Genomic DNA, 25,642 nt, shown 5'->3' with positions numbered 1-25,642 from the left:
GCGATAGCGCGCGTATCCCGACAAGCCATGATCGACCACACCCCCCTTCCATCCTTGTCGCTCTCGCGCCGCCGCCTGCTTCAGGGCGTCGCCGGCGCGGCCTGTTTTCCCGCGAGCGCCTGGGCCGCGATGAATTATGACGGCCATGTGGGTGCAATGTCCGAAACCCTGTCCGGGAGCGAGATCGCGCTTGCGATCGACCATTCGCTGATCAGCCTCGATGGTGGGCCGGGGCATGCGATCACCGTCAACGGGGGATCGCCGGGGCCGACCCTGCGTCTGCGCGAGGGGAAGAATGTCCGTATCCACGTCACCAATCGACTGGACGAGCAGAGCTCGATCCACTGGCACGGGGTGCTCCTGCCCTTCCAGCAGGACGGCGTGCCCGGGGTCAGCTTTCCCGGCATCGCCCCCGGCGCGACCTTCACCTACGATTTTCCGATCGTGCAGGCCGGGACCTATTGGTATCACGGCCATTCGGGCATGCAGGAGGCGATGGGCCTCTACGGCGCGATCGTCATCGATCCTGCCGAGCCCGAACCGCAGCCGTGCGATCGCGATTATGTGCTGCTGCTGTCGGACTGGAGCTTCCTCCATCCGCACGAACTGCTGCTGCGGCTGAAGCAGGAAGCCGGCTATTTCAATCGACAGGCGCAGACCGTCACGGGCCTGATCGCCGGCAAGGATCAGCCGCTGCGCGACCGGCTCGACTGGGGCCGGATGCGGATGGACCCGACCGATATCGCCGACGTCGCCGGCGCGACCTACCGCTATCTGATCAACGGCCGCACGACTTCGGGCAACTGGACCGGGCTATTCGCACCGGGCGAGCGTGTGCGGCTGCGCATCATCAACGCCTCGGCCATGACCAACTTCAACGTCCGCATCCCCGGCCTGGCGATGACGGTGATCGAAGCGGACGGACAGCCGATTGTGCCGGTCGAGACCGACGAATTCCAGATCGGCATTGCCGAAACCTATGACGTGATTGTCTCTCCCACCGATGCCAAAGCCTATGGGGTGATCGCCGAGGCGATCGACCGATCGGGTCTCTGCCGCGCGACGCTGGCACCGCATATGGGGATGACAGCAACAGTGCCGCCGCGCCGCCAGCGGCCTTTGCTGACGATGCGCGACATGGGCATGGGCGGCATGGTGATGGGCAATGCCGCCGGGGAACTCGATCTCAGCAAGCCGGCGCCGGATCCCAAGGCCGGGATGGGTCATCACAGCATGAACATGCGCGATCCCGCCGCTGCGCCCGATCTCAGGCTCAACCCGGGTATCGACATGATCTCGGCCGCACCGGTCGATCGCACCGGCGATCGACCGACCGGGCTGGAGGATGTCGATCATCGCGTGCTGACCTATCGCGACCTGCGGTCGATCGCGCCCAATCCCGATCGGCGGACGCCGACGCGCGCGATCGCGCTCCACCTTACCGGAAATATGGATCGCTACATGTGGTCGTTCGACGGGGTGAAGTTCAGCGACGGCGCGACGCCGATCGCGTTTACGCATGGCGAGCGTGTGCGCGTGACCCTGATCAACGACACGATGATGCCGCATCCGATCCATCTGCACGGCCATTTCTTCGAACTGGTCACCAGCGAGGAGGACGATACGCAAAAGCCGCACAAGCACACCGTAAACGTCCTGCCCGGCGGCAAGGTAACCTTCGATCTCACCGCCGCGGCGCTCGGAGACTGGGCGTTCCATTGCCACATGCTGCTCCACATGCACGCGGGCATGTTCCGCGTGGTAACGGTGCGCGAGGCGACGGCGTGAGCCTCGCTCTGGCACTGCTGCTCGCGGGCAGCGACGTGGTAGCCGCCGCGCCGCCGGTTCCGGCCGATCATGCCGCGGACGCGATCTACGATCCCGCCGTGATGGCACAGGTACGGGCGGATCTGGCGCGAGAGCATGGCGGCATGACCCATGCGATGATCGGTACCGAATTGTTCGAACTGGTACCCGGCAGTGGCCGCGACGGCTATCGGATCGAGGGGAACGGCTGGTGGGGCGGTGATCGCAACCGGGCAGTGATCGAACTGCGCGGCGAAGGCGATTTTGGCAAGCGCCCCGACGAGGCCGAAGTCGATCTGCTCTACAGCCGCGCCGTGAACCCCTGGTTCAACCTGCAAGCCGGCCTGCGGCAGGATATCGAACCCGGCAGGACGAGTTCACTCGCGCTGGGCGTCAAAGGGCTCGCACGCTGGCAGATCGCGACCGAAGCCATGGTCTTTCTTTCGACCAGAGGCGATCTTCTGGCGCGGCTCGAAGCATCGCACGAGATGCGGCTGACGCAACGCCTGCTGCTTGTGCCGCGGCTGGAGCTGAATCTCAGCTCCCGCGCGGCGAGGGATGACCATGATATTGGCGATCGATCGATCGAACTCGGCCTGCGGCTCCATTATGCGTTCGTGCCACGCTTCGCGCCTTATCTCGGGGTCGACTGGCGCGACCGGTTCGGAACGGATCGTCTTGGCGGTGACCGGAAGGGCGGCGCGCGCTTTGTTACCGGCGTGCGTTTCTGGTTTTAGGTGGCCGACCGATCGAGACCCAGCCAGCCCGCCATCCGTTCCAGTTCGTCCCGCAAAGCTTCGCGCGCACCATCGGGTGACGCGGGCTCGAAGTGAACCGATTGCACGATAAGCCGATGGGCCTGGCGATCAGCCTTGAGATCGACCCGCGCGACGAGTTGATCGCCGAATAGAAAAGGCAACACATAATAACCGTGCTGTCGTTTCTCCGCCGGCACATAGATTTCGATGCGGTAGCGAAAGCCGAACAGCCGTTCGGTGCGGTCACGTTCCCAGATCAAGGGATCGAACGGCGCCAGCAGCGCCTGCGCCTCGATCCGGCGCGGCCTGCGCGCATCACGATGGAGCCAGGCGTGGCGCCATCCAGGCACCTCGACCGGAACGATCACCCCCTCCTCGGCGAGAGCCTGGATCGCGGGAGCCGCCTGTGCGGGCGATTGGCGAAAATAGTCGCGCAACTCGCCACCGGTGGCGATGCCATGCGCGGCGGCGGCCTGCTCGATCAGAGCGCGATGCGCATCCGCATCGTTGGGTGTCGGACGGGCCAGCACATCGGTGGGGATGACGCGCTCGGTCAGGTCGTAAACGCGTTCGAAGCTGCCGCGCCGCGTCGCGGTAGTGATATGGCCCGCCCAGAACAGCCATTCGAGCGCGCGTTTGGTATCGCTCCACTCCCACCAGCCCGATTGGCCCTTGTGCGATTCGAAATCGGATGCCGCCAGCGGTCCTTCGCCGCGGACCCGATCGAGCAATGCCATCGCCTCGGGTCGACGCTCGGTCGCATAAACGCGCATCCGCCCCCACCCGGCGTCGCCGCGGTCGGCCTGTGCCATGCGCCAGCGCAAGAACGGCTGGACATCGAATGGCAAGAGCGACGCTTCATGCGCCCAATATTCGAACAGCCTGCGTTGCCGCTTCGGCCCCCACGCCAGCCGATCGAGATCGGCGCGATCATAGGCGCCAAGCCGGGAGAAAGCTGGAAGGTAATGCGCGCGGGCGAGCACATTGACGCTGTCGATCTGATGCAGACGCAGCCTGTCGAGCAGGCGCCGAAGCTGGGCCGGGCCCGCCGCTGCCGTCCGGCCGGAGGCAAAGCCCTGGGCGGCCAGCGCGATGCGTCGCGCGAGGGGCAGGCTGATCCGTTCCATCATGCTCTCGCTTGGCGGCAAGATCGCGATCGATCAAGTTTCCGGGGAGTGCCGGTCGGCGTATGAGCATTTCCAATGGAACGCGCAGAGAAACTCCATTGTCCGGCACCGGGAAGGCGGCTTTGCTGCCGGCACGATGGGTCGAGGTGTCACACACCCGCGCAGGAGTTTCGAACCTTATGAGTGCCAGCGTCGTCTCCTTTCCGCGAACCGAGATGGTGGCCCTCACCGAACCGCGCGCGGCGGTGGTGCGGCTCAGGGGCTTCAGTCGCCGGTTCGGCGATAATCTGATCATCGACGATCTCGATCTCGAGATCGGGGACGGGGAATTCGTCGCGTTGCTCGGACGCTCGGGCAGCGGCAAGACCACCCTGCTGCGCACGCTGGCCGGACTCGACGATGTCACCGGACAGGATGTGCTCGTGCCGTCATCGCGCGCAGTCGTATATCAGGACGCACGCCTGCTGCCATGGAAACGGGTGTGGCGGAACGTGGCGCTGGGCCTGCGGGGCGATGCTGCGCGCGAGCGGGCGCAGGCCGCGCTGCAGGAGGTCGGACTCGGCCACCGGCTCGACGCCTGGCCACTCACCCTTTCGGGCGGCGAGGCGCAACGGACCGCACTTGCACGGGCGCTGGTGCGTGAACCGAAGCTTCTGCTGCTGGATGAACCCTTCGCGGCGCTCGACGCGCTCACCCGTATCAAGATGCACCAATTGGTGCTGGCGCTCTGGCAGACTCACCGCCCGGCGGTGATGATGGTAACGCACGACGTCGACGAAGCGATGGCGCTGGCGGACCGCGTGCTGGTGCTCGATCGCGGGCGTATCGTCGCCGAGGAAGTGATCGAGGCCGAGCGCGGCAATCGGACGGCCGCGATCCGGCCGCTGCGCGCGCGCCTGCTGCGCCATCTCGGAGTCGATGCTTCCGCCGGGGCCTACGCCGATCTGGTCGCCGGGCACGGCAACGGCGCATGACCATTGCCTTGCCGATCCTGGCAGCGCCCAATCTGGCGCGACTGCGCGGCTTTGTGGTCAGCTTCGCCGAATTACTGAGCTCGACCAAAGACGAAAGATCGATCCTCGAAAGCGGCGGCGCGTTGCTCGCTCAACTGATCGCACGCGACGATTGGCTGCCCGACGAGTATGCCGAGCCAGATCCCGATCGGTATCGGCAATATCTGATCCATTGCGACAGTCGCGAACGGTTTTCGGTCGTCAGCTTCGTCTGGGGGCCAGGACAGGCGACACCGATCCACGATCATACGGTCTGGGGCCTGGTGGGCGTGCTGCGCGGTGCCGAACGGGTCGAATCCTTCCGCCGCGATGCGCGTGATGGGCTTGTAGCGGACGGGCCAACGGCGTTGATCGAAGCGGGACAGGTCGATGCCGTATCGCCGCGGATCGGCGATATCCATCGCGTCGCCAACGCGTTGACCGATCGGCCATCGGTCAGCATTCACGTCTATGGCGCCAATATCGGCGCGGTTCGGCGTTCGACTTTCGACGAAGCCGGCAATCCGCGCGGCTTCATCTCCGGCTACGCCAATCGAAGCCTGCCCAATCTGTGGGATGGCGCGTCGCCCCGATGATGACTCTTCAGCACGGCGGTTTTCGCTAATCACGATGCTCGATGGCGAACGCCGCCGCCGCACCGAGCAGGCCCGGCTGCGGATGGATCAGCGCCTTGACCGGCAATTGCTCCATGAAAGTCTGAAAGCGCCCTTTGGCGGCGAAGCGGAAGGGAAAGCCCGACGCTGCAAGTCGATGGGCCAAGCGAAATCCGATGCCGCCGGCGATGACGACCGCCGCCCCGCCCTGCGCCAGTGCGATATCGCCCGCTACGGCGCCGAGGCTGAGGCAGAAACGATCGAGCGCGGCCATGGCGACGCTGTCGTCGCCCGCGAGCGCCGCGATCCACAATTCGTCATCGTGGTAGCGGCGACGGGGATTGCCTTCGCCTTCGACCAATATCTCATAGAGATTGTTCAACCCGGGCCCGGAGACGACGCGTTCCGCTGAAACACGCCCAAAACGGTGGCGAAGCGACAGCGCGATCTTATCCTCGAGAGCATCCAGCGGTGCGAAATCGACATGGCCACCCTCGGTTTCGCTGACATGATAGGTTCCGCCTTCCTGCCGCAGCACATGCGCCACACCCAGCCCGGTGCCCGGCCCGACGATCGAGATCGTGCCGCGTTCGGGTAAAGGCAGATCGGGTCCGCAGATATGGCAGAGATGCTCGGGCGACACATGCGCGACGGTGTGGCCAACCGCGGCGAAATCGTTGATCAACGTGATCCGCTCCACACCCAACGCCTGTTTCACAAGCGCCGGGCGGATAACCCAGGGATTGTTCGTGAGCTTCAACACGTCGCCATGAACCGGGCCCGCGAAGGAGATCGCCACCCCCTTCGGCAAGGGATGGCCCAGCGTCTCGCCATAGGCCTGCCACGCCCGTTCGAGGCTGGGAAAAGCACCGGTCTTGAACGTCACCGACTCACCCAGGCTGCGGACTCCACCGCCCTCGACGACGGCATCGGCAAAGCGGACGTTGGTGCCGCCAATGTCGATCGTGACGATATGCATAGCCATCAAAACCAAACCCCTGCCTTCATGCCGATGATGGCGACGTCAACCACATGGCTCTCGCCGCCGGAGCGAGCACGTACTGCAGCTAGGGGCAGAAAGTCAGCCTGCCGGTTGGATGATGCCCCAAGCGAACCCGGCGGCCATCAGCAAAGGAAAATTATTCTCTTGAATGTTCTCTTTTTGTTCTTTATTGGGTTCATCGTTCGATCCAGATGGAGCCAGGATCATGAGCCGCCTTTGGGACACGCCGGATTTTTGGGCCCGCTCGGAAACCGATGAATTGTTGCGGGAGCATCCCAACACGGATGTGCGGATGCTGGCCGAGTTATTGGCGCAAGGCCGCAGCGACTATGACGGCGATCCGGCTTTTGCCCGTGACATCATCATGGAACTAAACAAGCGCGCCGACGCCGGGATTCGCTTTTGGCCCCAGCACGCCGGTCTCCAAGCGATCGAAGACGAGGTTCGGGAGATGCTTGTGACGATCGGCACCGAAGAGGAAGAAGCACCGCAGGCCTATTGGTGGCAGCGGCTGTAGGTCACAACTGCCGGCCGCGCCGGATCGTCAACCGAATTGGAGCAGCGCCAATATCGTCAACGCCAAGCCCGATGCCGCAAAGGCCGCTGCCATCCAGAGCAGCCAGCGGCGTCGCGTCAGCGCAGTGATAGATGCCAGCGCGATCGCGATCTGCAGGGCCGTCGTGGCGATCGCCAGTTTGCTGTGCGGGGTTAGCGCCTCGCGCGATTTTTTGTCGGCCGCCAGTGCGGCGTCATCGAATTCCTGTGCCCTCAGACGAAGCGCATCGGCGCGCGTCCGATATTTCTGCACGTCCGCATCGAACTGGGCCGCCTTCGCCGGGGCAAGTTCCGCGCCCAGTTCGGCCATGTGCCGCTTGAGGTCTTCGGCCTGGTAATAGGCCCAATTGTCCGACGCCTGCGCCTTGGACAGCAGGGCTTCGTTCTTGTGATAGAGCGCCTCGGTCTGCGTGCTGTTGCCGAGCAGACTCACCACCGCCCCGAGCGTGGCGAGGATCGCCGAAAAGAGCGCGATCGATTGCCCCAGCGGGGCGCGATGCTCCGCCAGATGCGCGACCGCATGATCGTGCGCACCGTGGATCTCGAACTCTTCTTCGGCCATGCTTGATGCCCCTCGGCGCTGTCGAGCCCGACACGCTAGGACCGCCGACTTACGGCTCCCTTACAACGGTCAGATTGAAGCGGAACCGAGCGCCCCCGTCCGCCCGGTTTTCGGCGATCAGTGCCGTCCCGTGGCTGGCCAGGATCCGCTCGACGATCGAGAGGCCTATCCCGGCACTGTCGGACCGCGACTGATCCGCACGCCAGAAGCGCTGAGCCAAAGCGGACAGGCTCGGCTCGGAGAGACCCAGACCATTATCCTCGACATTGATCTCCCCCGTCGGGACGACCCGTAGCGTGATCTGTGTTCCCACCGGGGTGTGGCGGACCGCATTGTCGAGCAAGTTGGTGAGCGCCAGCCCGATCAGCGGCGATCGTCCACGAACCCGCAACGGCGCATCCGCGCCGATCAATTCGATCGAGCGGCCACCTTCGTATATCGCGGGTGCCGCCTCGGCCACGATTGCCTGCGCGGTCTCGGCGAGATCGAATTGCTCCAATTTGTCGATGTCGAGCCGTTCGAGCGACGCGAGATCGAGCAATTGGGTGACCACGTGCGCTGCGCGATCGAGCGTGGCGCGCATTCCGGCGGCCTGATCGGCATCGTCGATCGCATCGACCCGCAGCCGCAGCGACGCAAGTGGCGTGCGCAGTTCGTGCGCGACATTGGCGACGAACTCGCTCTGCGACCGAAATCCCTCCTGCAACCGATCGAGCGCCTTGTTGGTGGCGATCGCCAGCGGCGCCACCTCGGTCGGCACGAGGGCAACGGGCAGGCGCAGATCGAGATTGGTGGGCCCGATCCCGGCGGCCCTCACCGACAAAGCCCGCACCGCCTGCGTCGATCGCCTGAGCACGAAAAGATTGATGAGCGGCAGTGCGGCCAGAACGGGAAGGAGCAGCCACAGCAGCCGGCTCAGGAAGGCGCGTACGACATCGTCGGTGACGACTTGCGGATCGTTATTATCCTGCGAAACGACCAGCAGCGCATGGCGGTCGCCACGCACGATCGGCCGGGTCAGCCCGCGAACGGGTCCGGCCGAGAAGAGCTGCAGCGGCGCATGCCTCAAAGCTTTCGCGCGAATGGCCGGTTCGGATCGCGGACTCGCGAGGATAACTCGGCCGTCGTCGCCGAGCAGGGCATAAGCCCGTCCGTCGACCCCGGCGGCATACAATGCGAGTTGCTGGCGGCTGAGCCGCAAATGCCAGCCTTGCGCATCCGCACTCATCCCCGCGACAAGTTGATCCGCCTGCCCGCGCAGCAACTCGGCCTGATAGCTGGCTGCCGTGCGCCGGAGCATGTGCGACATCGCCAGCGACAGTGCGAGAGCGACAAGGATGATCGTCACGACATGCGCTAGCGCGACCTGGCCGAATTGCGATCGCGGCAGGCCGAGCTTCATGCGATATGCCGCAACATATAGCCGACGCCACGCACGGTTTCGATCCGGACGGTCGAACCCAATGCTTCGAGCCGGCGCCTCAGCCGATGAACATAGACTTCGATTGCATTCGAACCGAGCTCTTCGGTCAGGCCGAATAGTTGGTCCTCGACGATCCGCTTCGGGATCACCCGCCCGGCGCGGCGGATCAGAAGCTCAAGGAGTTCGATCTCGCGCTGCGAGAGAGTAACGTCTCGCCCGTCCACCTTCACCTGCCGCGTCGCCGGATCGAAGGCGAGGTTTCCGATTGTAAGCGCCGAGCCGAGATTGCCGTCATGCCGTCGCAACACCGCCTGCAGCCGTGCGTCGAGTTCGCCGAAGTCGAACGGCTTGACGAGATAATCATCGGCGCCGGCATTCAGCCCGGCGATACGCTGCTCGATGTCGCCGCGCGCGGTCAGGATCAGGATCGGGATGGCCTCGCCCCGCGCGCGGATCCGGCCGAGCAATTTCAGCCCGTCCTCATCGGGCAAACCGAGATCGAGGATGGCAGCGCTGTAATGGACCGCGCCAAGCATCAACTCGGCATCGCCTGCGGTCGCCGCATGGTCGCATGAAATGGCGCGCCGCGCGAACCCGTCGATCAGCGCCTCGGCAATGTCGGCACTATCCTCGACGATCAGCAGCCGCATCGGACGATCCCGCCAAAAAGGCGCCTGTAAGTCTGCTGTAAGGAGGCCGACCTAGGGGCGCGGCTCGCCTTCCAGACCGGGCTTTCCACGCCGCCATGTACGATCATTCCCACCCTTCATCTTTGCCCAGGCCGCGGATCCTGACGGCGCCCGCGCAATATCGGCTACTCGGCATGGCATTGCTAGGTGCAGGACTGGTGGCTCTGATCATCGTCGCTGCGCATTGGCTGACGAGGCCTGTGCCGGCCGAAGTCGCCGCACTGCCGCCCGGCACGTTCAAACCGACGCCCGAGCAGATGGCGGGGCTCGGGACCGAACGCGCCGGCCTCACCAACGATGCCGAGCCAGTCCGCGCCAATGGCATGATCGCGATCAACGAGGATCGCTCTATCCCGGTGCTGATGCCCTATTCGGGACAGGTCGTCCGCGTGCTGGTCGAGGCGGGCCAGGCGGTCGCGCGCGGGCAGGCCCTGCTGACGATCCGCACCGGCGATTTCGTCGACGCCCGCAACGGCCTGTTCACTGCCGCCGCCGCGCGGGCCACCACCGCCTCCCAGCTCCGGATCGCCGAGACGAATGCGAAGCGGCAGGAGGAAATCTACAAGACGGCGGGCGGTGCACTGCGTGATTATCAGCAGGCACAGAATGACCTGATCAGCGCACGCTCGGCCGCGCGCAGTGCAGAGGCGGCACTCGGCGCGGCGCGCGACAAGCTCACCATTCTCGGCAAGACCCCGGCCGAAATCGATCGGCTCGAACGCGTGAGCGAGGTCGAGGGCATCCATGCCGAGACGACGTTGCACGCGCCGATAGCCGGGATCATCGCGCAACGCTCGGTCTCGGCCGGGCAATATGTCGGCGCCGGCGGCGACAAACCGATCATGACGATCGCCGATCCGGACCATTTGTGGCTGGTCGCGCAATTGCCGGAAAGCGATGCGGCGCAGGTCCATCTCGGCGATCAGGTCGAGGTGACGACACCGGCCGTGCCGGGCCGCACTTTTCACGCGACGATCGACAACGTGGGCGCCGCGCTCGATCCGGCAACGCACCGTCTGGCCGTGCGCGCATCCTTGTCTGTGCCCGGCGGTCTGCTCAAGCCGCAGATGTTCGCCAGTTTCACGATCCTGCGTCCCGTCAGTCGCGACGCGCTGACCGTGCCCGCGGGAGCAGTCATCCATGAGGGCGACACGGCCCGCTTGTGGATCGTGCGGCCCGACGGATTGCTCCAGTCGCGGCCCGTCCGCGTCGGCGATGCAAACAATGGCCATGTGCGGATCATCGCCGGGCTGGCACCGGGCGAGAGAATTGTCACGTCGGGCGCCCTGTTCGTCAACGAAGCCGCACTCGGCCAATAGAAATGAACAGCATCGTCCGGTTCGCGCTGCGACAGCAATTCCTGATCGTCCTGCTGATGGGCGCGTTGCTGCTGGCCGGCGCGATCGCCTTCGCCAACCTCAATATCGAGGCCTATCCCGATCCGGTCCCGCCGATGGTCGAAGTCGTGACCCAGAGCGCCGGCCTGTCGGCCGAAGAGCTCGAACGCAACGTCACGATTCCGATCGAAGTGCAGATGGCGGGCGTGCCCGACATCGCGACGGTACGCTCGATCTCCTTGTTTGGCTTGTCGGACGTTCGCATCCAGTTCAGCTATGCCGTCAGCTTCCAGGAAGCGCAGCAGCGGGTGATCAACCGCCTGTCGCAACTCGGGCCGCTGGCCGGCGGTGCGCAGCCGCAGATCTCGCCAACCAGCCCGATCGGCGAAATCTACCGGTACCGGCTGAAAGGCCCGCCCGGCTATTCGTCGATGGACCTGAAGACATTGCAGGATTGGGTCTTGCAGCGCCGGTTCAAGGCCATTCCGGGCGTGATCGACGTCACCGGCTATGGCGGCAAGCTACGCACCTATGAGGTGGTGGTCGATAACGACCGCCTCATCGCGCACGGCGCGACCGTCGGCCAGGTGATCGCTGCCATTGGCAAGAGCGACGCCAATGTCGGTGGCCAGACGATAAACTTCGGGCCGCAATCTGCGATCGTGCGCGGCGTCGGGCTGATCCAGTCCGCCTCGCAGATCGAGAACGTTCTCATCACCACCAATGCCGGCAATCCGGTGTTGCTGAGCGACGTGGCGACCCTCAAGATCGGTAACCAGCCCCGGCTCGGTATCGTCGGAGAGAACCAGGACGACGATATCGTCGAGGGCATCGTCCTGATGCAGCGCGGCGCCAAATCCATGCCGACGATCAAGGCGGTCAAGGCGGAGGTCGATCGCATCAACGCCGGCGGGGTGCTGCCGCCCGGGGTGACCTTGGAGCGCGTCTACGATCGATCCGGGCTGATCGGGCTCACCACCGCGACGGTGATGCACAACCTCATCGCCGGCATTGTCCTGATCTTCCTTCTCCAATGGTTGTTCCTCGGCGATCTGCGCAGCGCGATCATCGTCGCGGCGACGATCCCGTTCGCGCTCGCCTTTGCCGTGCTGATCCTGACCTTGCAGGGGGAATCGGCCAATCTGCTCTCGCTCGGCGCGATCGATTTCGGGCTGGTGGTCGATGCGAGCGTCATCATGGTCGAGAACATCTTCCGCCACATGGTCGAGCGATCGGTCCATGTGGAGGGCGGCCACGGCCATTTCTCGCACGCGACCCGGCTGTCAGCGATGCTCCATGCAAGCTCCGAGGTGAGCCGCGGCATCTTCTTCGCCGCCGCGATCATCATCGCCAGCTTCCTGCCATTGTTCACCCTGACCGGGGTCGAAGGCCATATTTTCGGGCCAATGGCGAAGACTTATGCTTATGCCATCGCCGGCGGCCTGATCGCGACCTTCACCGTTTCGCCCGTGCTGGCAGCGATGATGCTGCCCGATCGATTGAGCGAGATCGACACCCGCGTCGTCGTCTGGCTGCGGCGGCTATACGAGCCGGCCATCGCCTTCGCGCTGGCCAACCGGATCGTCGCGCTGGGCGGCGCGCTGCTGCTGGTAACCGCCGCCTTGATCGGCATGCGTTCGCTCGGCGTCGAGTTCCTGCCGCATCTCGAGGAAGGCAATCTCTACATTCGGGCGAGTCTGCCGCCCTCGATCTCGCTCGACGCGGGGCAGCCGACCGTGAACGGGATTCGCCGCATCCTGGCGAGCTATCCTGAAGTGCAGGACGTAATCTCGCAGCATGGCCGGCCCGACGACGGCACCGATGCGACCGGCTTCTTCAACGCCGAATTCTTTACCCCGCTCAAGCCTGCCGACCAATGGCCCGCCGGAATGACCAAGGAAAAGCTCACGCAGATCCTGTCGCAGCGGCTGGCCAACACCTATCCCGGAGTCGATTTCGCCTTCTCGCAATATATCGAGGACAATGTCGAGGAGGCCGCGTCCGGCGTGAAGGGCGCCAATTCGATCAAGCTGTTCGGCCCCGATCTCGCCACGCTCGAACAGATCGCCGGCCGCATCAAGGGCGAGATGGCGAAGGTGCGTGGCATCACCGATCTGGGCGTGTTCCAGTCGCTCGGCCAACCGACCGTGCGGGTCGATGTCGATCGGACCCGCGCCTCGCGCTACGGCCTTACGCCCGACGACATCAATACGACCGTCGCCGCCGCGATCGGCGGCCAGTCGCCGGGCGACCTGTACGAACCCGGCACCGATCGCCATTTCGGCATCGTCGTCCGCCTGCGCCCCGAACAGCGCGACAGCCTGGAGGCGATCCGTCGGATCACCGTCGGCGCGCCCTCCCCCACCGGCGGCATCGTGCCGGTGCCTTTGTCGGAAATCGCCAATGTCCGGCTGACCTCGGGCGCGTCGTTCATCTATCGGGAGCATCAGGAACGCTTCATTCCGATCAAGTTCAGCGTGCGCGATCGCGATCTGGGTGGCGCGGTGGGCGAAGCGCAGGCACGGATCGCGCGCAACGTGAAGCTGCCGCCCGGCTATCACATCGAATGGGCGGGTGAACTCGGCAATCTCGACAGCGCGGTCCACCGACTGGATATCGTCGTGCCGATCAGTCTCGTCCTGATCCTTGTGCTGCTCTACGCGAATTTCGGTTCGATCCGCGATACTTTGCTCGCCTTCACCGTCATTCCCATGACGATCGTCGGCGGCGTGGCAGCACTGGCGCTCACCGGCACGCCATTCAGCATATCGGCTGCCATCGGCTTCATCGCCCTGTTCGGTATCGCGGTGATGGACGGCATCCTGCTCGTGACCACCTTCAATCACGCAATCGATGGCGAATTGTCGCGCGACGACGCGCTGGTCGTCACGGTGCGGACTTGCCTGCGGCCGGTGGTAATGACCTGCCTGGTGGCCGCGATCGGGCTGCTGCCGGCTGCCCTTTCGACCGGGATCGGCAGCCAGGTCCAGAAGCCGCTCGCGCTGGTCGTGGTCGGCGGCATGGCGCTGGCGCCGTTGCTGATCCTGCTGGTCCTGCCGGTCCTGATCGCCCGTTTCTCGCGCCATGTGAGCCCAGAGGATCGCGGTGCGCACGGCCGCTATGTCGGACACCACGATAACCCGCAGGAGTCCGCATGACCCCGCGCCGGTTGCTCATCCTCGCCACCGTCACGCTGACGACGTCCTGCTCGCTCGGCCCGAAACATGTCGATGCCGGTGCGCCAATGCCAGCGACAAGCGCGGGCAATGCTTCGATATTGCCAATCTCGCCCGTTAGCGGGTCGGCGCAGACGATTATCGAGGGCACCGTTCCCGCGAAATGGTGGCAGGCCTTCGAAAGCCGCGTTCTCGATGGGCTGATCGAACGCGCACTGGTGACGAATAACGACATCCACACTGCCGATGCGGCGCTGCATCAGGCTCGCGAACAGGCTGCAGCGGCGGCAGGCGCGACCCTGCCGCAGATCGACGCCAGCTATCAGGCGCAGCGTGTGCGGGCGTCGCAGACCTTCGCCAATCCGCTGCCCGATCCCACGCAATATGATTATTCGCTTCACACGGCGCAGGTCACCGTCGCCTACCCGCTCGATCTTTTCGGCACGGGCCGGAACAAGCTCGCCTCGGCCCGCGCGGCGGCCGAGGTCCAGCGCGAGAAGCTTCGCGCCGCGCGCACGACGGTGGCCGCCAATCTCGTGCTCGCCGTGATCCAGCAGGCGGTGCTGCGCGAGCAGATCGCCAATGCCGATCGCGCGGTGGCTGCCAATCGCGACATTCTGACGATGATGCGGCGACGCCAGCAATTGGGCGCGATCGGTGCCGCCGACGTCTCGGCGCAAGAAACCGCGCTGGCCACCGCCGAGGGCGTAGCCCCTCCTCTGGTGCGGGCGCTCGCCCACCAGCAGGCTCTGATCGACGCCTTGCTCGGGCAGGCGGCGGGCGACCAGCTGCCGCCTTTGCCAACCCTCGACGAACTGCATGTCCCTGCCCGGTTGCCGCTGGCCTTGCCGGCCGACATCGTGCGCCACCGCCCCGACGTTGCCGCCGCAGAGGCCCAGATGCGCGGTGCCGCCGCCGATGTGGGGGCGGCCATCGCGGCGCGGCTGCCGGCGATCCAGCTCACTGGAACGGCAGGCGGTGCCGCAACCCGTTTCGCCGACATGTTTGCAAGTGGGAATCCGTTCTGGACCCTGATCGGCGCGGTCTCGCAGCCGCTCTTTCACGGCGGGGCGCTCAAGCATCAGCAGCGGGCGATGGAGGCGGAACTCGACGGCGCCAAGTCGCAATATCGCGCGGCGGCGATCCAGGCCTTCGTCGATGTGTCCGATGCGCTGACCGGGCTCCATGCCGACGCCGATGCGCTCGATGCCGCGACCCGCGCGGATCAGGCGGCGGCGCGCAGCCTCGGCTTCGTCACGCGGCAGCTCGAGCTCGGCGATGTCGGCACGCTCAATCTGCTCAACGCCAGCGCGGCTCGCGCTCAGACGGCGGCGCAGCTGGCACAGGCGCGGGCCGCCCGGCTTTCGGACAGCGTGGCACTTTTCCAGGCGCTCGGCGGCGGTTGGTAAACGGGAGGATTGGGCATGGGCGGCTTGATCGGGCACGGGATCGTCAAGTTCACGATTGCAGCGGGGCTGCTCCACGCGCCCGTCGATGTGAATCTGCATCGCGCGGAGAGCGTCATCGATCCCGGCATCCCGGTGACGCTGGTCTCCCCCGATTTCGCGACGCGGCTCGCGCTCAAACCGAGAGGCCAGCAAGCCGTCAGCGCATATACCCTGTCCGGCCCACTCGCGATGACCGGCCCGGTCTCGATCAGCATTCATACCGCTCGGTTCAAGCTATCGGGTCTCGCGATCGAGACGCCCGATCTGACCGAAAAGGCGCCTAAGGCCGATATCGTGTTCGGCCGCGACATGCTGCTGCATGCGACGCTGGCGCTGGACCTCGATCACGACACGATCGGCGCGGTAGCGGGCAGCGACTTCCGCACCGCCACCGGCAGGCTGCAGAAGATACCGGTCGAGATTGATCCCGAGGGTCGTATCCACCTTGAGATGACGATTCGCGGTATCGTCTACCCGGCGATATTCGATATGTCCGCGGCCAGTGCCGCGACGGTCGGGCCCGGCGTGATGAACCGGCTAGCTACCCCAGGCGATACCACGACATCCGATCAAGGCGTCATGCTCGACGACGCGCATATCGGCGACATCGCGTTGTCCGGCATCCGCGCCGATAAGGATCAGGGGCAGGCTTATTCGGCCGGCATCGTGTTGGGGCTCGCCGCCTTCAAGGGGCACCGCATGGTCCTCGATCTCGAGCACGAGCTGATCTGGCTGAGATAGGCTTCCTGGAAACGATGATGGCAAGTCTGACGCACAAGGTTCACGACGCCGAAGCGGCTCTCCTGGCCGAATTGCGGCAATGGCGGCGCGCCATTCGCACCGATGGCGAGCCTGCCGTTCCGGCCGTTCCCGAACTGAAGATCGGGCAACGCATCGCCGACAGCGTCGCTGCCACGATGGGATCGTGGCGGTTCATCATCATCCAGTCGATCATCCTGCTTTTCTGGGTGGCCGCCAACATCGTGGGCTTCATCAGGGCTTGGGACCCCTATCCCTTCATCCTGCTGAATCTCGCCCTGTCATTCCAGGCCGCCTACGCTGCCCCGATCATCATGATGAGCCAGAACCGCCAGCAGGATATCGACCGTAGGGCGGCGGAAAGCGACTATAAGATCAACGTGAAGGCGGAGCTCGAGATCGAACTGCTGCACCAGAAGCTCGATCAGTTGCGCGAACAGGAAGTGCTGGAACTAACCAAGGCGGTTTCGGACCTGACCGCGCTGCTCAACCGATCCGGCATTTGCGAGCCCGCGCCGGACGCTCCGAAACCCTGACGCCACCAAAACCAACGGCCGAAAGACCGCTCGTAAGGTTGGTGTAAGCCACAGGCACGATGAGCGGTGCAACGAATTGATTTCACCGCGCGATCATACCCTGGCGCGCGATGAACGGTGGCCCGTCATTCCCCCCGGTCTGGCGGGCCGCCGAACAACTCTGAGGCTTCCCGAAGGCCAGGAACTGCCTCTCTTGCCGTCGGACACCACAACCGATTGCCAAGGCGATCTCGGCCACGACAGGCGGGCGGAACCGCCGGGCCGGCGCAGAATCCCGCTACGCGATCGTGCCGATCAACGAGACGATCGTTGCGGTCATGGGATAAGCTGGCGCCAAACTCCGCAATCCGAGCCAATCCGGCGCGAACCACTCGTCAGTGGCCGCGGAGGTTTACGTATGGCAAGTCCGTGGTCCGACAGGGACAATAGCGTGGGTGCCACACGATGTTCCATCCTGCAGGGGAGCGATTGATATGCCAGAAATCAAGCAAGCCGTTCGGTTCACGCCGCAATCCAAGGACATCCCGGAGACGGATTTGGTATCGCGAAGCGGCGTGCGGATCCACGTTTCGCAGGCACAAGCTGGCGACATCGATGCGCTGAGCGCATTTTTCAGCCAACTCGGCCCGGACGACCTGAGGTTTCGGTTTCTGGGCACGATGAGCGAGGTTCCGCGCGATCAGATCGCCGCCATGCTCGACAATGGCGCCATCACGTTTCTGGCGCGCAATGCGACCGATGGCGCACTGATCGCGGTTGCAACGCTGGTGGAACAGCACGGCGGCACTGAAGCCGAAGTCGCGCTTTCGACGCTATCGGAGTGGAAGCATCGGGGTGTCAGTTGGACCTTGCTCGAGCATGTCCTGAACTATGCCCGGGCGCATGGCTACAGAAGCGTATCGTCTCTCGAGGCCGCCGAAAACCGCGACGCCGTGAAGCTGGAACGCGAGATGGGATTCGTCACGCGACTGAGTTCTGCCGAGCCGGTGGAACTCATCTGCAGCAAGCGCCTGAGCGAATAGCGACTCGGTTACGGCCCCGGCAATACGCCGGGGCCGTAACCCTATGGATGGCGATTATCGGTCAGGACGCCTTTTTTGGCCTCGCATCATGCCAACACCCCCAGGAGCGTTGGGAGACGATAGCATCGTCCGCATCCCGGAATCAGATGTGGCGCCATCGCAACGCCGTCGATCCTGCTGGTACCGCGCACTGCTAACAGCCGGCGCAAGAGAGCCACTTAAACAATGGACGATCCGCGTTCAGGGTGAAATACCGCCGCCGATCAGCCCGCCGCGCGATCGAAATGCGCCCGCGCCTCTTCCATATACCATTCGATGCGCCACGATCCCTTGCGCGCTGGCCGCGCCAGCCGGGCTAGCACAATCGCGGAAGAGGCCAAAGCGGCAAGGATTAGCACGATACTCATCATCGCCTCCGGGTCACTGATTCGAACCTAGAGCGCCGGGCCTGAACGCGTGATTAGGAGTGTTACGTAACGATCGCCCGACTAGGTAGATTCACCGAATGCAGGGCTTCGATGCGGAAACTAGGGTTGGGCAAAGGAGATCCCCATGGCCGGTTCCTTGCCGCGTTGTCATCGGCCACGCCATGTCGTGGTGCTTGCCCATCCCGACCGGAAGAGCTTCAACGGCCTCATCGCCGACACTTATTGCCAGACGGTCGCCAGCCTTGGCCAGGAAGCAATCGTCCGCGATCTCTACGCGATCGGCTTCGACCCCCTCCTGAAGAGCACCGAAAGGGCGGGCAGCAAGCCCCCGTCGCTAGGGTCCGACGTAATCGCGGAGCGAGAGACGATCGGCAGCAGCGACGTCTTCGTATTGGTTTATCCGATCTGGTTCGGCATGCCACCGGCCATCCTGAAAGGCTATATCGATCGCGTCCTCGGCGCCGGCACGACGCCGCGTGACCTGCAAAAAGCGAACGGGCCCGGCATGCTGCGCGACAAGCTGCTCGTCAGCATCACCACGTCGGGCGCGAGCACGCATTGGCTGAACCAGCGGCATCAGCTCGAAGCCATGCGGGCGCTACTGGGCAATTACCTGGTCAAGGGTTTCGGCATGCGCGGCTTCGAGGAACTGCATTTCGGCGAAACGATCGAAGGTCTCTCGCAAGAGTTCGTCGATGCGCTGATCGGGCGCGTGGCGGATTTCGCGGACGAAATCTGCCAGAACGCGGCCGATCATAGCCTGCTGACGCCCGTAGCCTGATCCGGCCGCACCAACTCCGAGCCCCAGGGGCGATGCGAGACAACGCGAGCGGCCCGCTGATCCCCGCCCGCAGGCCGATCGCTATTGGGGGGTGGTGAGCCTCGATCGCGCTTGTCTTGTCACGAGCGCTGCATCATGCATCTAGGCCGCCCGCCAACTTGGCCACCGCGTCGGTCAGCACATGATCCATCAGGGGCTTCTGGAAAACTCTGGCGAAACCTTCGATCGTCGCGCGTTCTTCCAGAGTGGGCGAATGGTAGGCCGTGATCAGAACCGCCGGACCATTCCAGCCATCGGCACGCAGCTCCCGCAGCAGCGCCATGCCGTCGATATCCGGCATGGCATAATCCGCCACGAAGCAGGCCGCATCGCGCGTCGTTCGATCGGCCAGCAGTGCGGCGCCCGACGCATAGGATCGGACGTCGAATCCCCGCCCCTGCAGAAGAAGTTGAAGCGAACGGCGAACGCCCGGATCATCCTCCACGACCAGGATCTTGGGCCGCGCCGCCGCGGCCGTCAGTCTTTGTTCCTGCATCATTGTCCTTCGCTAAGGCCGATATGGGATCGGCCATGCGACAACCTGACAGGAATGAGAGGGTAAATCTGTACGTAATCGTCCCTAGGCGCGGCCGGCCCCAAGGCCCGCCGCGAACGCAATCCGCAGCGCATCGGACAGGCTGCGCACGTTCAGCTTGCTCATGAGATTCGCGCGATGCACTTCCACGGTGCGCGCCGAGATGCCGAGATCATAGGCGATCGTCTTGTTCGGCAGACCTTGCGCCAGCCCCTCCAGGACATCGCGCTCGCGCGGCGTTAACGCCTGGATGATCACCGATGCCTCGTCCTCCCGCGCGGCCCTTTCGCCGGCATTGTCGAGGCGAGCGAACGCGGCTTCGATCGCGTTCAGCAGTAATGCCTTTTCGAACGGCTTTTCGATGAAATCGACCGCCCCGGCCTTCATCGCGCGCACCGCTATCGAAATGTCTCCATGGCCCGTGAGCACGATCACCGGCATCGCCACCCCGCGATCGTTCAGCGCCTGCTGCACCTCCAGCCCGTCCATTTCCGGCATGCGCACGTCGAGCAGGATCGCGCCCGGGGGGGCATGACGCACCTCCTTTAGGAAGGCCACACCCGATTCCCAGGTCTCGACCGCGAACCCCGATGTCTTCAGCATGAAACTGGCTGATCGCCGGATGGCGTCTTCGTCATCGATGATATGGATCAGGCGTCTATCCGCCATCATGTTTCTCCGCCTCGACCTTCACCAAAGTGAACCGGAACAGCGAGCCTCCGCCCTCGGCCGGTTCCATCCAGATACGCCCGCCATTCGCTTCGACAATGGTACGGCAGATCGACAAGCCCAACCCCATGCCAGTGCTCTTCGAACTGTTAAAGGCCCGAAACAGATTTTCCACCATTTTGGGAGAAACTCCCGGCCCGGTATCGGCGACGGTAACCCGGACGAGATTAGCACCTTCCGGCTCGGTGACAACCCGAAGCCGGCGCACGGGCGAGCCGGCCATCGCTTCGATCGCGTTACGCATCAGATTGATGAGAACCTGCTGCGTCTGCACCTTGTCGACAAGAACCGGGCTAGCCGACGGATCGATTTCAAAACTGACGGTCACGCCTTTTTCGCGCGCTCCGATAAGCGCCAGCTTGGACGCCTCGTCGATCAGGGCCGACAAATCCTCTACCGACTTCTCCACCTCGCCCCGCGCCACGAACTCCCGCAATCGACGGACGATCTGGCCCGCGCGCAAGGCTTCCCCGGCAGCATCGCCGAGCGCGTCCGCGATCATTGGCATGTCGTCCGGATTGGGAGCGGCGAGCAGATCGCGCACCGCCTCCATATAATTGGCAACGGCGGTCAGCGGCTGGTTGAGCTCGTGCGCCAAGGTTGAGGCCATCGTGCCCATGGCGCTGACGCGTGCGGCGTGGACCAGTTCCGAACGCAATTCCTCCATCCGGGCCTCCGTCCGCTGCGCCTCGGTAAGATCGCGCACGAACCCGGTGAAGACGCGCTGGCCGTCGGTGATCGCCTCCCCCACCGACAATTCCATCGGAAAGGTCGAACCGTCCCATCGCCGGCCGGTGACGATCCGCCCGCGACCGATGATCCGGGCCTCGCCAGTCGCGATATAGCGCTGAATGTAGCCATCGTGCCGCTCGCGATCGGGGGACGGCATCAGGTGGCTGACGTTCAGCCCGATTACCTCTCTTTGGCTTACGCCGAACAGCCGTTCGGCCGCAGCGCTGAACGACATGAGCCGGCCACGCTCGTCGATCACCATCATCGCATCGGGCACGGTCGAGAGGATCGAGCGGAGATGCGCCTCGCTGGCGCTGACCTTGCGTTCGGCAGCCCGCTGCTCGGTAACGTCGCGGATCACCTTCCCGAACCCGCGGAGTTCGCCGCTTTCGTCGTGAAGCGCAGTAATCGAGACATGCGCCAGAAACTCCGACCCGTCCTTTCGCAGGCGCCATGCTTCTTCTTCGAACTTGCCTTCCGATCGCGCTCGATCGAGATCGGAGACCGGCTTGCCCGCCTCGATCTGATCGGCCGGATAGAAAAGCGCGGCATGTTGCCCAACCGCCTCCGCCTCGGTCCAGCCTTTCAGGCGTTCGGCGCCCTTGTTCCAGATGGTCACATACCCATCGGGATCGAGCATGTAGATCGCATAGCCCTGGGCGCCATCGATCAGGAGGTTGAGCTCATCCGCCTGCGCGGACGCAAGTTCGGCGCGACGGCGCTCGCGATGTTCGCTGACATCTGTCCGGTGCCGAAGCTGCCGGACCATGCCCGCCAGATAGATCACCCCGATCGACGCCACCAGGAAGGTCAGCAACTCCGCACCCGTAATCGTATCCCCCATGGCCGGCATGAAGCTCGTCACCAGGCCGAACGACAAGAATGTCGCCACGATCGCGGGCAACGGGCCGCCGAACACTGCGGCGGCGAGCACGGCAACGAGAAACAGCAGATAGCGCGCATGATCGCCTAACCAGGGATTGAGGGCGAACGTTATCCCCGCCGCGAGCAGCACGGCCGCGACCGCGAGACCATAGGCCCGAGGATGATATCGCCGCGAACTTATTTGGCCGCTATTCAATCCCGTCTCCGCCGCCACAGCACTGGTCACCCGGAACCATCCCGGGTTCGCGCGATGCAACGCGGGTCCATAATCGATTTGTGGTTGGAACGAAATCTTGCGACCGGCGGCCGGCCGACGAGGCAGCGTCATCGTCGTGCCTTTTTCATGGCGTTCGGCTAACCGCGGCAAGCGGCGCGCGCCCATTGAGGAATATACGGATATGGCGCAACGATATGATACAGCGCAACGAGCCGCATTCCGCTGTTCGGGCTGATAGGAGGCTTCGAACGTGCGAACGACCCGTCGTCACAGCGAAAGACATGCGATCGGCCATGTCGCATGGCTGCGCGCCGCCGTTTTGGGCGCCAATGATGGGATTCTTTCGACCGCGAGCCTTATCGTCGGCATCGCCAGCGCGGCAGGTGGCCGCCCGGCGGTATTGATAGCGGGTGCGGCAGGGCTGGTGGCCGGCGCCTTTTCGATGGCGGCGGGCGAATATGTCTCGGTCAGTTCGCAGGCCGATCTCGAACAGGCCGATCTGGACCGTGAAAAGACGGAGCTTCACACCAATCCCGTGGGCGAGACCCAGGAGCTGACGCAGATATACATGGCCCGCGGCGTCTCCCAAGAAACCGCAGCGGCGGTTGCGCGCGAACTGATGGAGCACGACGCGCTCGATGCGCATGCGCGCGACGAACTCGGCCTGTCGGGCGCCACAGCGGCGCGCCCCGTACAGGCCGCTGTCGCATCAGCCACGTCGTTCGCCGCGGGCGCCGCGTTACCGCTCGTGACCGCCATGCTGGCCCCCGTCAACCTGCTCGCTCCGATCGTCATGGGCGCGTCGCTGGTGATGCTGGGGTTGCTCGGCGCGATCGGCGCCCAAACCGGACGCGCCCCGATCGGAAAGGCGGTGTTGCGCGTCATATTGCTCGGCGGCGCCGCGATGCTGGCAACGATCGGTCTAGGGCGCCTTCTGGGCACCGCGATCTGATCGCTCCGACCCGGACTCCCGTGGACAAAAAGACGACGTTGACCGGCACCGGGGGGCTCGCCCTCAATGCGCAAGCAAGACCGGGACCGGGCTTTCGCTCAGCATCCTGCGTGTAACGCCACCGAACAGTGCCTCGGCGAAGCGCGCATGACCGAAGCCGCCCATGACGACATAATCCGCATGGGTCCGACGAATTTCGTCGAGGATGATATCGGCGGGCTTGCCCGTGAGCGTGTTGCGCCGGATGATTCCGGGCTTCACGCCGTGGCGCGACAGATAGGCCGCGGCCTCTTCGGCCGGTGATTGCACCGATCCGTCGGCGACCTCCAGCAGGATGACCGTCTCGGCGAGTTCAAGCAACGGGGCCGCGGCACGCAGGGCCGCTGCGGCGTTGGGCGAGCCGTCCCAACAAACGAGCGCCAGTCCGCACAGATCGAGCCCCCGACTGGCCTCCGGCACCACAAGGACTGGCTTGCCCGATTTCACCACGACGTCGCCCGCTACCGTGCGCATGTCGGGCAGCGGGAAATCGTCCAGCGCACGATTCACGATGATCAGGTCGGTGAGCGCCGAGGCATCCTGCAGGCATGGCGCGATCGGCCCGGTGGCCTCCTTCCAATCCCAGCTGATCTGTTCCCCGGCCAGCCGCCGCTCGACGATCGTGTGGTTCGCCGCCTCGCGCTTACGCTCGTCCTCCAGCAGCATCGCTTCGCCTACGCCGGTATAATAATCCCCGATGATCACCGGCGTGACCGTCACGTCGAGACAGGTAAGATGCCCTTCGACCGCGCGCGTCACATCCAGCGCGGCCTGGAGCCGTGCTTCCTGGCCCCGATCATCATGCATCAAGACGAGAATGTTCTTCATGTCAGCCTCCATTTCGCTTGGCTCGGAACGGAGGATTAGGTTTGGTCGCGACGGCACCATATGCGTGACTTTACGGATGATGGCGGTTTGACCACGGTCAAGGCTCCTGCCGTTCAGGCCCCCTATCGCACATCGACACGAATAAGGTTCGGAGTTCGACATGGCGCATTTTCCCGATACACGCGGCTTTACGGGGACGCTGCGCCCCCTCAGGATCGAAGGCGATATCCTCGATCTCGAGATCGAGGGCGAGATCCCGCCGCAACTCAACGGCACGTTCCACCGCGTCCATCCCGATGCACAGTTCCCGCCGATGTTCGCGAACGACCAGTTCTTCAACGGCGACGGTATGGTCAGCCTGTTCCATTTCCACGACGGCATCGTCGATTTCCGCCAGCGCTATGCCCAGACCGACAAATGGAAGTTGGAACGCGCGGCCGGCCATGCGCTGTTCGGCGCCTATCGCAACCCGCTCACCGACGATCCCAGCGTCGCCGGGCAGATCCGCGGCACCGCGAACACCAACGTGATGGTGCATGGCGGCTCGCTCTACGCGATGAAGGAGGACAGCCCCTGCCTGATCATGGATCCGCTGAGCCTCGAGACGATCGGCTATACGCGCTTCGGCGGCAAGCTGCGCAGCCAGACTTTCTGCGCGCATCCCAAGATCGATCCCGCGACCGGCAACATGTGCGCCTTCGCCTACGCCACCAAGGGGCTGCTGACGCGCGACATGGCCTATATCGAGATCGGACCGGAAGGCGATCTGGTGAAGGAGATCGCGTTCGAAAATCCCTATTACTGCATGATGCATGATTTCGGCGTGACCGAGGATTATGCGGTCTTCCACGTCGTTCCGATCGTCTCGTTATGGGAGCGGCTCGAGGCCGGCTTGCCCCATTTCGGTTTCGACCGCACCCTGCCGGTCTATCTGGGCGTGTTGCCGCGCAACGGAACCGCCGACGATATCCGCTGGTTCAAGGCGCCCGAGACGGTCTTCGCCAGCCACGTCATGAACGCTTTCAACGAAGGGACCAAAATCCATTTCGACACCCCGGTCGCGATGGGCAATTGCTTCCCCTTCTTTCCGGACGTGCATGGCGAACCCTTCGATCCGATCGCGGCGCGACCGTATTTGACGCGGTGGACGGTCGATATGACGTCCAACAGCGACACGTTCGAAAGCGTGGTGCCGCTGACCGACATGATCGGCGAATTTCCGCGCATCGACGATCGCTTCGCGACCAGGCGTCATCACCATGGCTGGATGCTGGTGATGGATCCCGACATGCCGTTCGAAGGCCCGAGCGGGCGTGCCTCCGGCTTTATCATGAACCGGCTGGGGCACATCGATTTCTCGACCGGCCAGCAGACGAGTTGGTGGGCTGGGCCGCAAACGATCCTGCAGGAGCCCTGCTTCGTACCGCGCACGCCCGATGCCGCCGAGGGCGACGGCTATATCATCGCGGTCGCCGACAATCTGGTGACCAATTATTCCGACCTGATCGTCCTCGACGCGCGCAAGATCGCCGAAGGACCGATCGCCCGCGCAAAATTGCCGATCCGGCTGCGATCGGGGCTGCACGGCAATTGGGCGAATGCGACGAGCTTGGCTGCCTGAGGGGGTTAGGCAGGTGTCGCGCATGACCGCAAGGCCATGCGCGGCATTC

The 25,642-nt window shown here is 64.4% G+C and carries 25 protein-coding genes; 14 read left to right on the top strand and 11 right to left on the bottom strand.

Annotated elements, in window-relative coordinates; genetic code table 11:
• Positions 1–27 precede the first annotated feature (27 nt).
• Both AB4Z44_RS02960 and AB4Z44_RS02955 read left to right on the top strand, forming a co-directional pair.
• Positions 28–1,788 (top strand): copper resistance system multicopper oxidase, encoded by a 1,761-nt coding sequence (locus tag AB4Z44_RS02960; protein ID WP_404712592.1) that lies wholly within the window; start codon positions 28–30, stop codon positions 1,786–1,788.
• Positions 1,785–2,543, top strand: coding sequence for a copper resistance protein B (locus AB4Z44_RS02955; protein WP_404712591.1), 759 nt, complete (start codon positions 1,785–1,787; stop codon positions 2,541–2,543). Before AB4Z44_RS02960 ends, AB4Z44_RS02955 begins: the two co-directional genes overlap by 4 nt.
• On the opposite strand, the gene AB4Z44_RS02950 is transcribed toward AB4Z44_RS02955, so the two are convergent.
• Positions 2,540–3,694, bottom strand: coding sequence for a winged helix-turn-helix domain-containing protein (locus AB4Z44_RS02950; protein ID WP_404712590.1), 1,155 nt, complete (start codon positions 3,692–3,694; stop codon positions 2,540–2,542). The two genes, AB4Z44_RS02955 and AB4Z44_RS02950, sit on opposite strands and share 4 nt — an antisense overlap.
• Before the next feature lie 212 nt (positions 3,695–3,906).
• On the opposite strand from AB4Z44_RS02950, the gene AB4Z44_RS02945 reads away from it, so the two are divergent.
• Together AB4Z44_RS02945 and AB4Z44_RS02940 are read left to right on the top strand one after the other, a co-directional pair.
• Complete coding sequence (locus AB4Z44_RS02945; RefSeq protein WP_404714335.1) at positions 3,907–4,665, top strand: ABC transporter ATP-binding protein; 759 nt, start codon at positions 3,907–3,909, stop codon at positions 4,663–4,665.
• On the top strand, positions 4,662–5,279 hold the full coding sequence (locus AB4Z44_RS02940; protein ID WP_404712589.1) for a cysteine dioxygenase: 618 nt from the start codon (positions 4,662–4,664) through the stop codon (positions 5,277–5,279). The genes AB4Z44_RS02945 and AB4Z44_RS02940 overlap by 4 nt, the downstream gene beginning before the upstream one ends.
• Positions 5,280–5,304: 25 nt before the next feature.
• Here the strand turns inward: AB4Z44_RS02940 and glk are convergent, their stop codons facing one another.
• On the bottom strand, positions 5,305–6,276 hold the full coding sequence (gene glk / locus AB4Z44_RS02935; protein ID WP_404714334.1) for a glucokinase: 972 nt from the start codon (positions 6,274–6,276) through the stop codon (positions 5,305–5,307).
• 102 nt (positions 6,277–6,378) lie between these two features.
• Complete coding sequence (locus tag AB4Z44_RS02930; RefSeq protein ID WP_404712588.1) at positions 6,379–6,507, bottom strand: hypothetical protein; 129 nt, start codon at positions 6,505–6,507, stop codon at positions 6,379–6,381.
• Here AB4Z44_RS02930 and AB4Z44_RS02925 point away from each other — a divergent pair.
• On the top strand, positions 6,506–6,817 hold the full coding sequence (locus AB4Z44_RS02925; RefSeq protein WP_404712587.1) for a hypothetical protein: 312 nt from the start codon (positions 6,506–6,508) through the stop codon (positions 6,815–6,817). The two genes, AB4Z44_RS02930 and AB4Z44_RS02925, sit on opposite strands and share 2 nt — an antisense overlap.
• Before the next feature lie 27 nt (positions 6,818–6,844).
• On the opposite strand, the gene AB4Z44_RS02920 is transcribed toward AB4Z44_RS02925, so the two are convergent.
• Genes AB4Z44_RS02920 through AB4Z44_RS02910 form a run of 3 tightly spaced genes read right to left on the bottom strand, consistent with a single transcriptional unit; the run spans position 6,845 to position 9,490 of the window.
• Positions 6,845–7,417 (bottom strand): DUF4337 domain-containing protein, encoded by a 573-nt coding sequence (locus AB4Z44_RS02920; protein ID WP_404712586.1) that lies wholly within the window; start codon positions 7,415–7,417, stop codon positions 6,845–6,847.
• 49 nt (positions 7,418–7,466) lie between these two features.
• Positions 7,467–8,819: a sensor histidine kinase gene (locus AB4Z44_RS02915; protein ID WP_404712585.1), complete on the bottom strand. Its 1,353-nt coding sequence runs from the start codon at positions 8,817–8,819 to the stop codon at positions 7,467–7,469.
• Positions 8,816–9,490 carry a response regulator gene (locus tag AB4Z44_RS02910; RefSeq protein WP_404712584.1) on the bottom strand — a complete coding sequence of 225 codons (675 nt, stop codon included), beginning with the start codon at positions 9,488–9,490 and terminating at the stop codon, positions 8,816–8,818. Before AB4Z44_RS02910 ends, AB4Z44_RS02915 begins: the two co-directional genes overlap by 4 nt.
• Positions 9,491–9,663: 173 nt before the next feature.
• Between AB4Z44_RS02910 and AB4Z44_RS02905 the strand changes: the two genes are divergently transcribed.
• The 6 genes from AB4Z44_RS02905 to AB4Z44_RS02880 all read left to right on the top strand — a co-directional run bounded on the left by AB4Z44_RS02905 (position 9,664) and on the right by AB4Z44_RS02880 (position 17,807).
• Entirely contained in the window at positions 9,664–10,848 is a 1,185-nt protein-coding gene (locus AB4Z44_RS02905) for an efflux RND transporter periplasmic adaptor subunit (protein WP_404712583.1), read from the top strand.
• 2 nt (positions 10,849–10,850) lie between these two features.
• Positions 10,851–14,024 (top strand): efflux RND transporter permease subunit, encoded by a 3,174-nt coding sequence (locus AB4Z44_RS02900; protein ID WP_404712582.1) that lies wholly within the window; start codon positions 10,851–10,853, stop codon positions 14,022–14,024.
• A complete protein-coding gene (locus tag AB4Z44_RS02895) occupies positions 14,021–15,451 on the top strand; it encodes an efflux transporter outer membrane subunit (RefSeq protein WP_404712581.1) in 1,431 nt (476 codons plus the stop codon). The genes AB4Z44_RS02900 and AB4Z44_RS02895 overlap by 4 nt, the downstream gene beginning before the upstream one ends.
• Before the next feature lie 15 nt (positions 15,452–15,466).
• A complete protein-coding gene (locus tag AB4Z44_RS02890; protein WP_404712580.1) occupies positions 15,467–16,231 on the top strand; it encodes a hypothetical protein in 765 nt (254 codons plus the stop codon).
• A gap of 17 nt (positions 16,232–16,248) precedes the next feature.
• Complete coding sequence (locus AB4Z44_RS02885; protein ID WP_404712579.1) at positions 16,249–16,785, top strand: DUF1003 domain-containing protein; 537 nt, start codon at positions 16,249–16,251, stop codon at positions 16,783–16,785.
• 473 nt (positions 16,786–17,258) lie between these two features.
• The gene (locus AB4Z44_RS02880; RefSeq protein WP_404712578.1) at positions 17,259–17,807 is read left to right on the top strand and encodes a GNAT family N-acetyltransferase; all 549 of its coding nucleotides are present in this window, start codon (positions 17,259–17,261) and stop codon (positions 17,805–17,807) included.
• Positions 17,808–18,070: 263 nt separating this feature from the next.
• Here the strand turns inward: AB4Z44_RS02880 and AB4Z44_RS02875 are convergent, their stop codons facing one another.
• A complete protein-coding gene (locus AB4Z44_RS02875) occupies positions 18,071–18,214 on the bottom strand; it encodes a hypothetical protein (RefSeq protein WP_404712577.1) in 144 nt (47 codons plus the stop codon).
• Between the two features lie 145 nt (positions 18,215–18,359).
• On the opposite strand from AB4Z44_RS02875, the gene AB4Z44_RS02870 reads away from it, so the two are divergent.
• Entirely contained in the window at positions 18,360–19,016 is a 657-nt protein-coding gene (locus tag AB4Z44_RS02870) for an NAD(P)H-dependent oxidoreductase (protein ID WP_404712576.1), read from the top strand.
• Positions 19,017–19,149: 133 nt separating this feature from the next.
• Here AB4Z44_RS02870 and AB4Z44_RS02865 read toward each other — a convergent pair whose 3' ends face one another.
• From AB4Z44_RS02865 to AB4Z44_RS02855, 3 genes are all read right to left on the bottom strand, one after another.
• A complete protein-coding gene (locus AB4Z44_RS02865; RefSeq protein ID WP_404714333.1) occupies positions 19,150–19,551 on the bottom strand; it encodes a response regulator in 402 nt (133 codons plus the stop codon).
• A gap of 84 nt (positions 19,552–19,635) precedes the next feature.
• Positions 19,636–20,259 carry a response regulator transcription factor gene (locus tag AB4Z44_RS02860; RefSeq protein ID WP_404714332.1) on the bottom strand — a complete coding sequence of 208 codons (624 nt, stop codon included), beginning with the start codon at positions 20,257–20,259 and terminating at the stop codon, positions 19,636–19,638.
• A complete protein-coding gene (locus AB4Z44_RS02855) occupies positions 20,249–22,162 on the bottom strand; it encodes a PAS domain S-box protein (RefSeq protein WP_404712575.1) in 1,914 nt (637 codons plus the stop codon). Before AB4Z44_RS02855 ends, AB4Z44_RS02860 begins: the two co-directional genes overlap by 11 nt.
• Positions 22,163–22,403: 241 nt before the next feature.
• Between AB4Z44_RS02855 and AB4Z44_RS02850 the strand changes: the two genes are divergently transcribed.
• Complete coding sequence (locus tag AB4Z44_RS02850; protein WP_404712574.1) at positions 22,404–23,105, top strand: VIT family protein; 702 nt, start codon at positions 22,404–22,406, stop codon at positions 23,103–23,105.
• Positions 23,106–23,168: 63 nt separating this feature from the next.
• Here AB4Z44_RS02850 and AB4Z44_RS02845 read toward each other — a convergent pair whose 3' ends face one another.
• Entirely contained in the window at positions 23,169–23,972 is an 804-nt protein-coding gene (locus AB4Z44_RS02845) for a universal stress protein (protein ID WP_404712573.1), read from the bottom strand.
• Positions 23,973–24,132: 160 nt separating this feature from the next.
• Here AB4Z44_RS02845 and AB4Z44_RS02840 point away from each other — a divergent pair, with 160 nt between their 5' ends.
• Entirely contained in the window at positions 24,133–25,593 is a 1,461-nt protein-coding gene (locus AB4Z44_RS02840) for a carotenoid oxygenase family protein (RefSeq protein ID WP_404712572.1), read from the top strand.
• The last annotated feature ends 49 nt before the right edge of the window (positions 25,594–25,642 follow it).

The sequence above is a fragment of the Sphingomonas sp. MMS24-J13 genome, assembly GCF_044905095.1.
In the GTDB taxonomy this organism is placed as follows: Bacteria; Pseudomonadota; Alphaproteobacteria; order Sphingomonadales; family Sphingomonadaceae; genus Sphingomonas_I.
The sequence above is the reverse complement of the archived record's forward strand: the minus strand, read 5'-3'. Positions and strand labels throughout refer to the sequence as shown.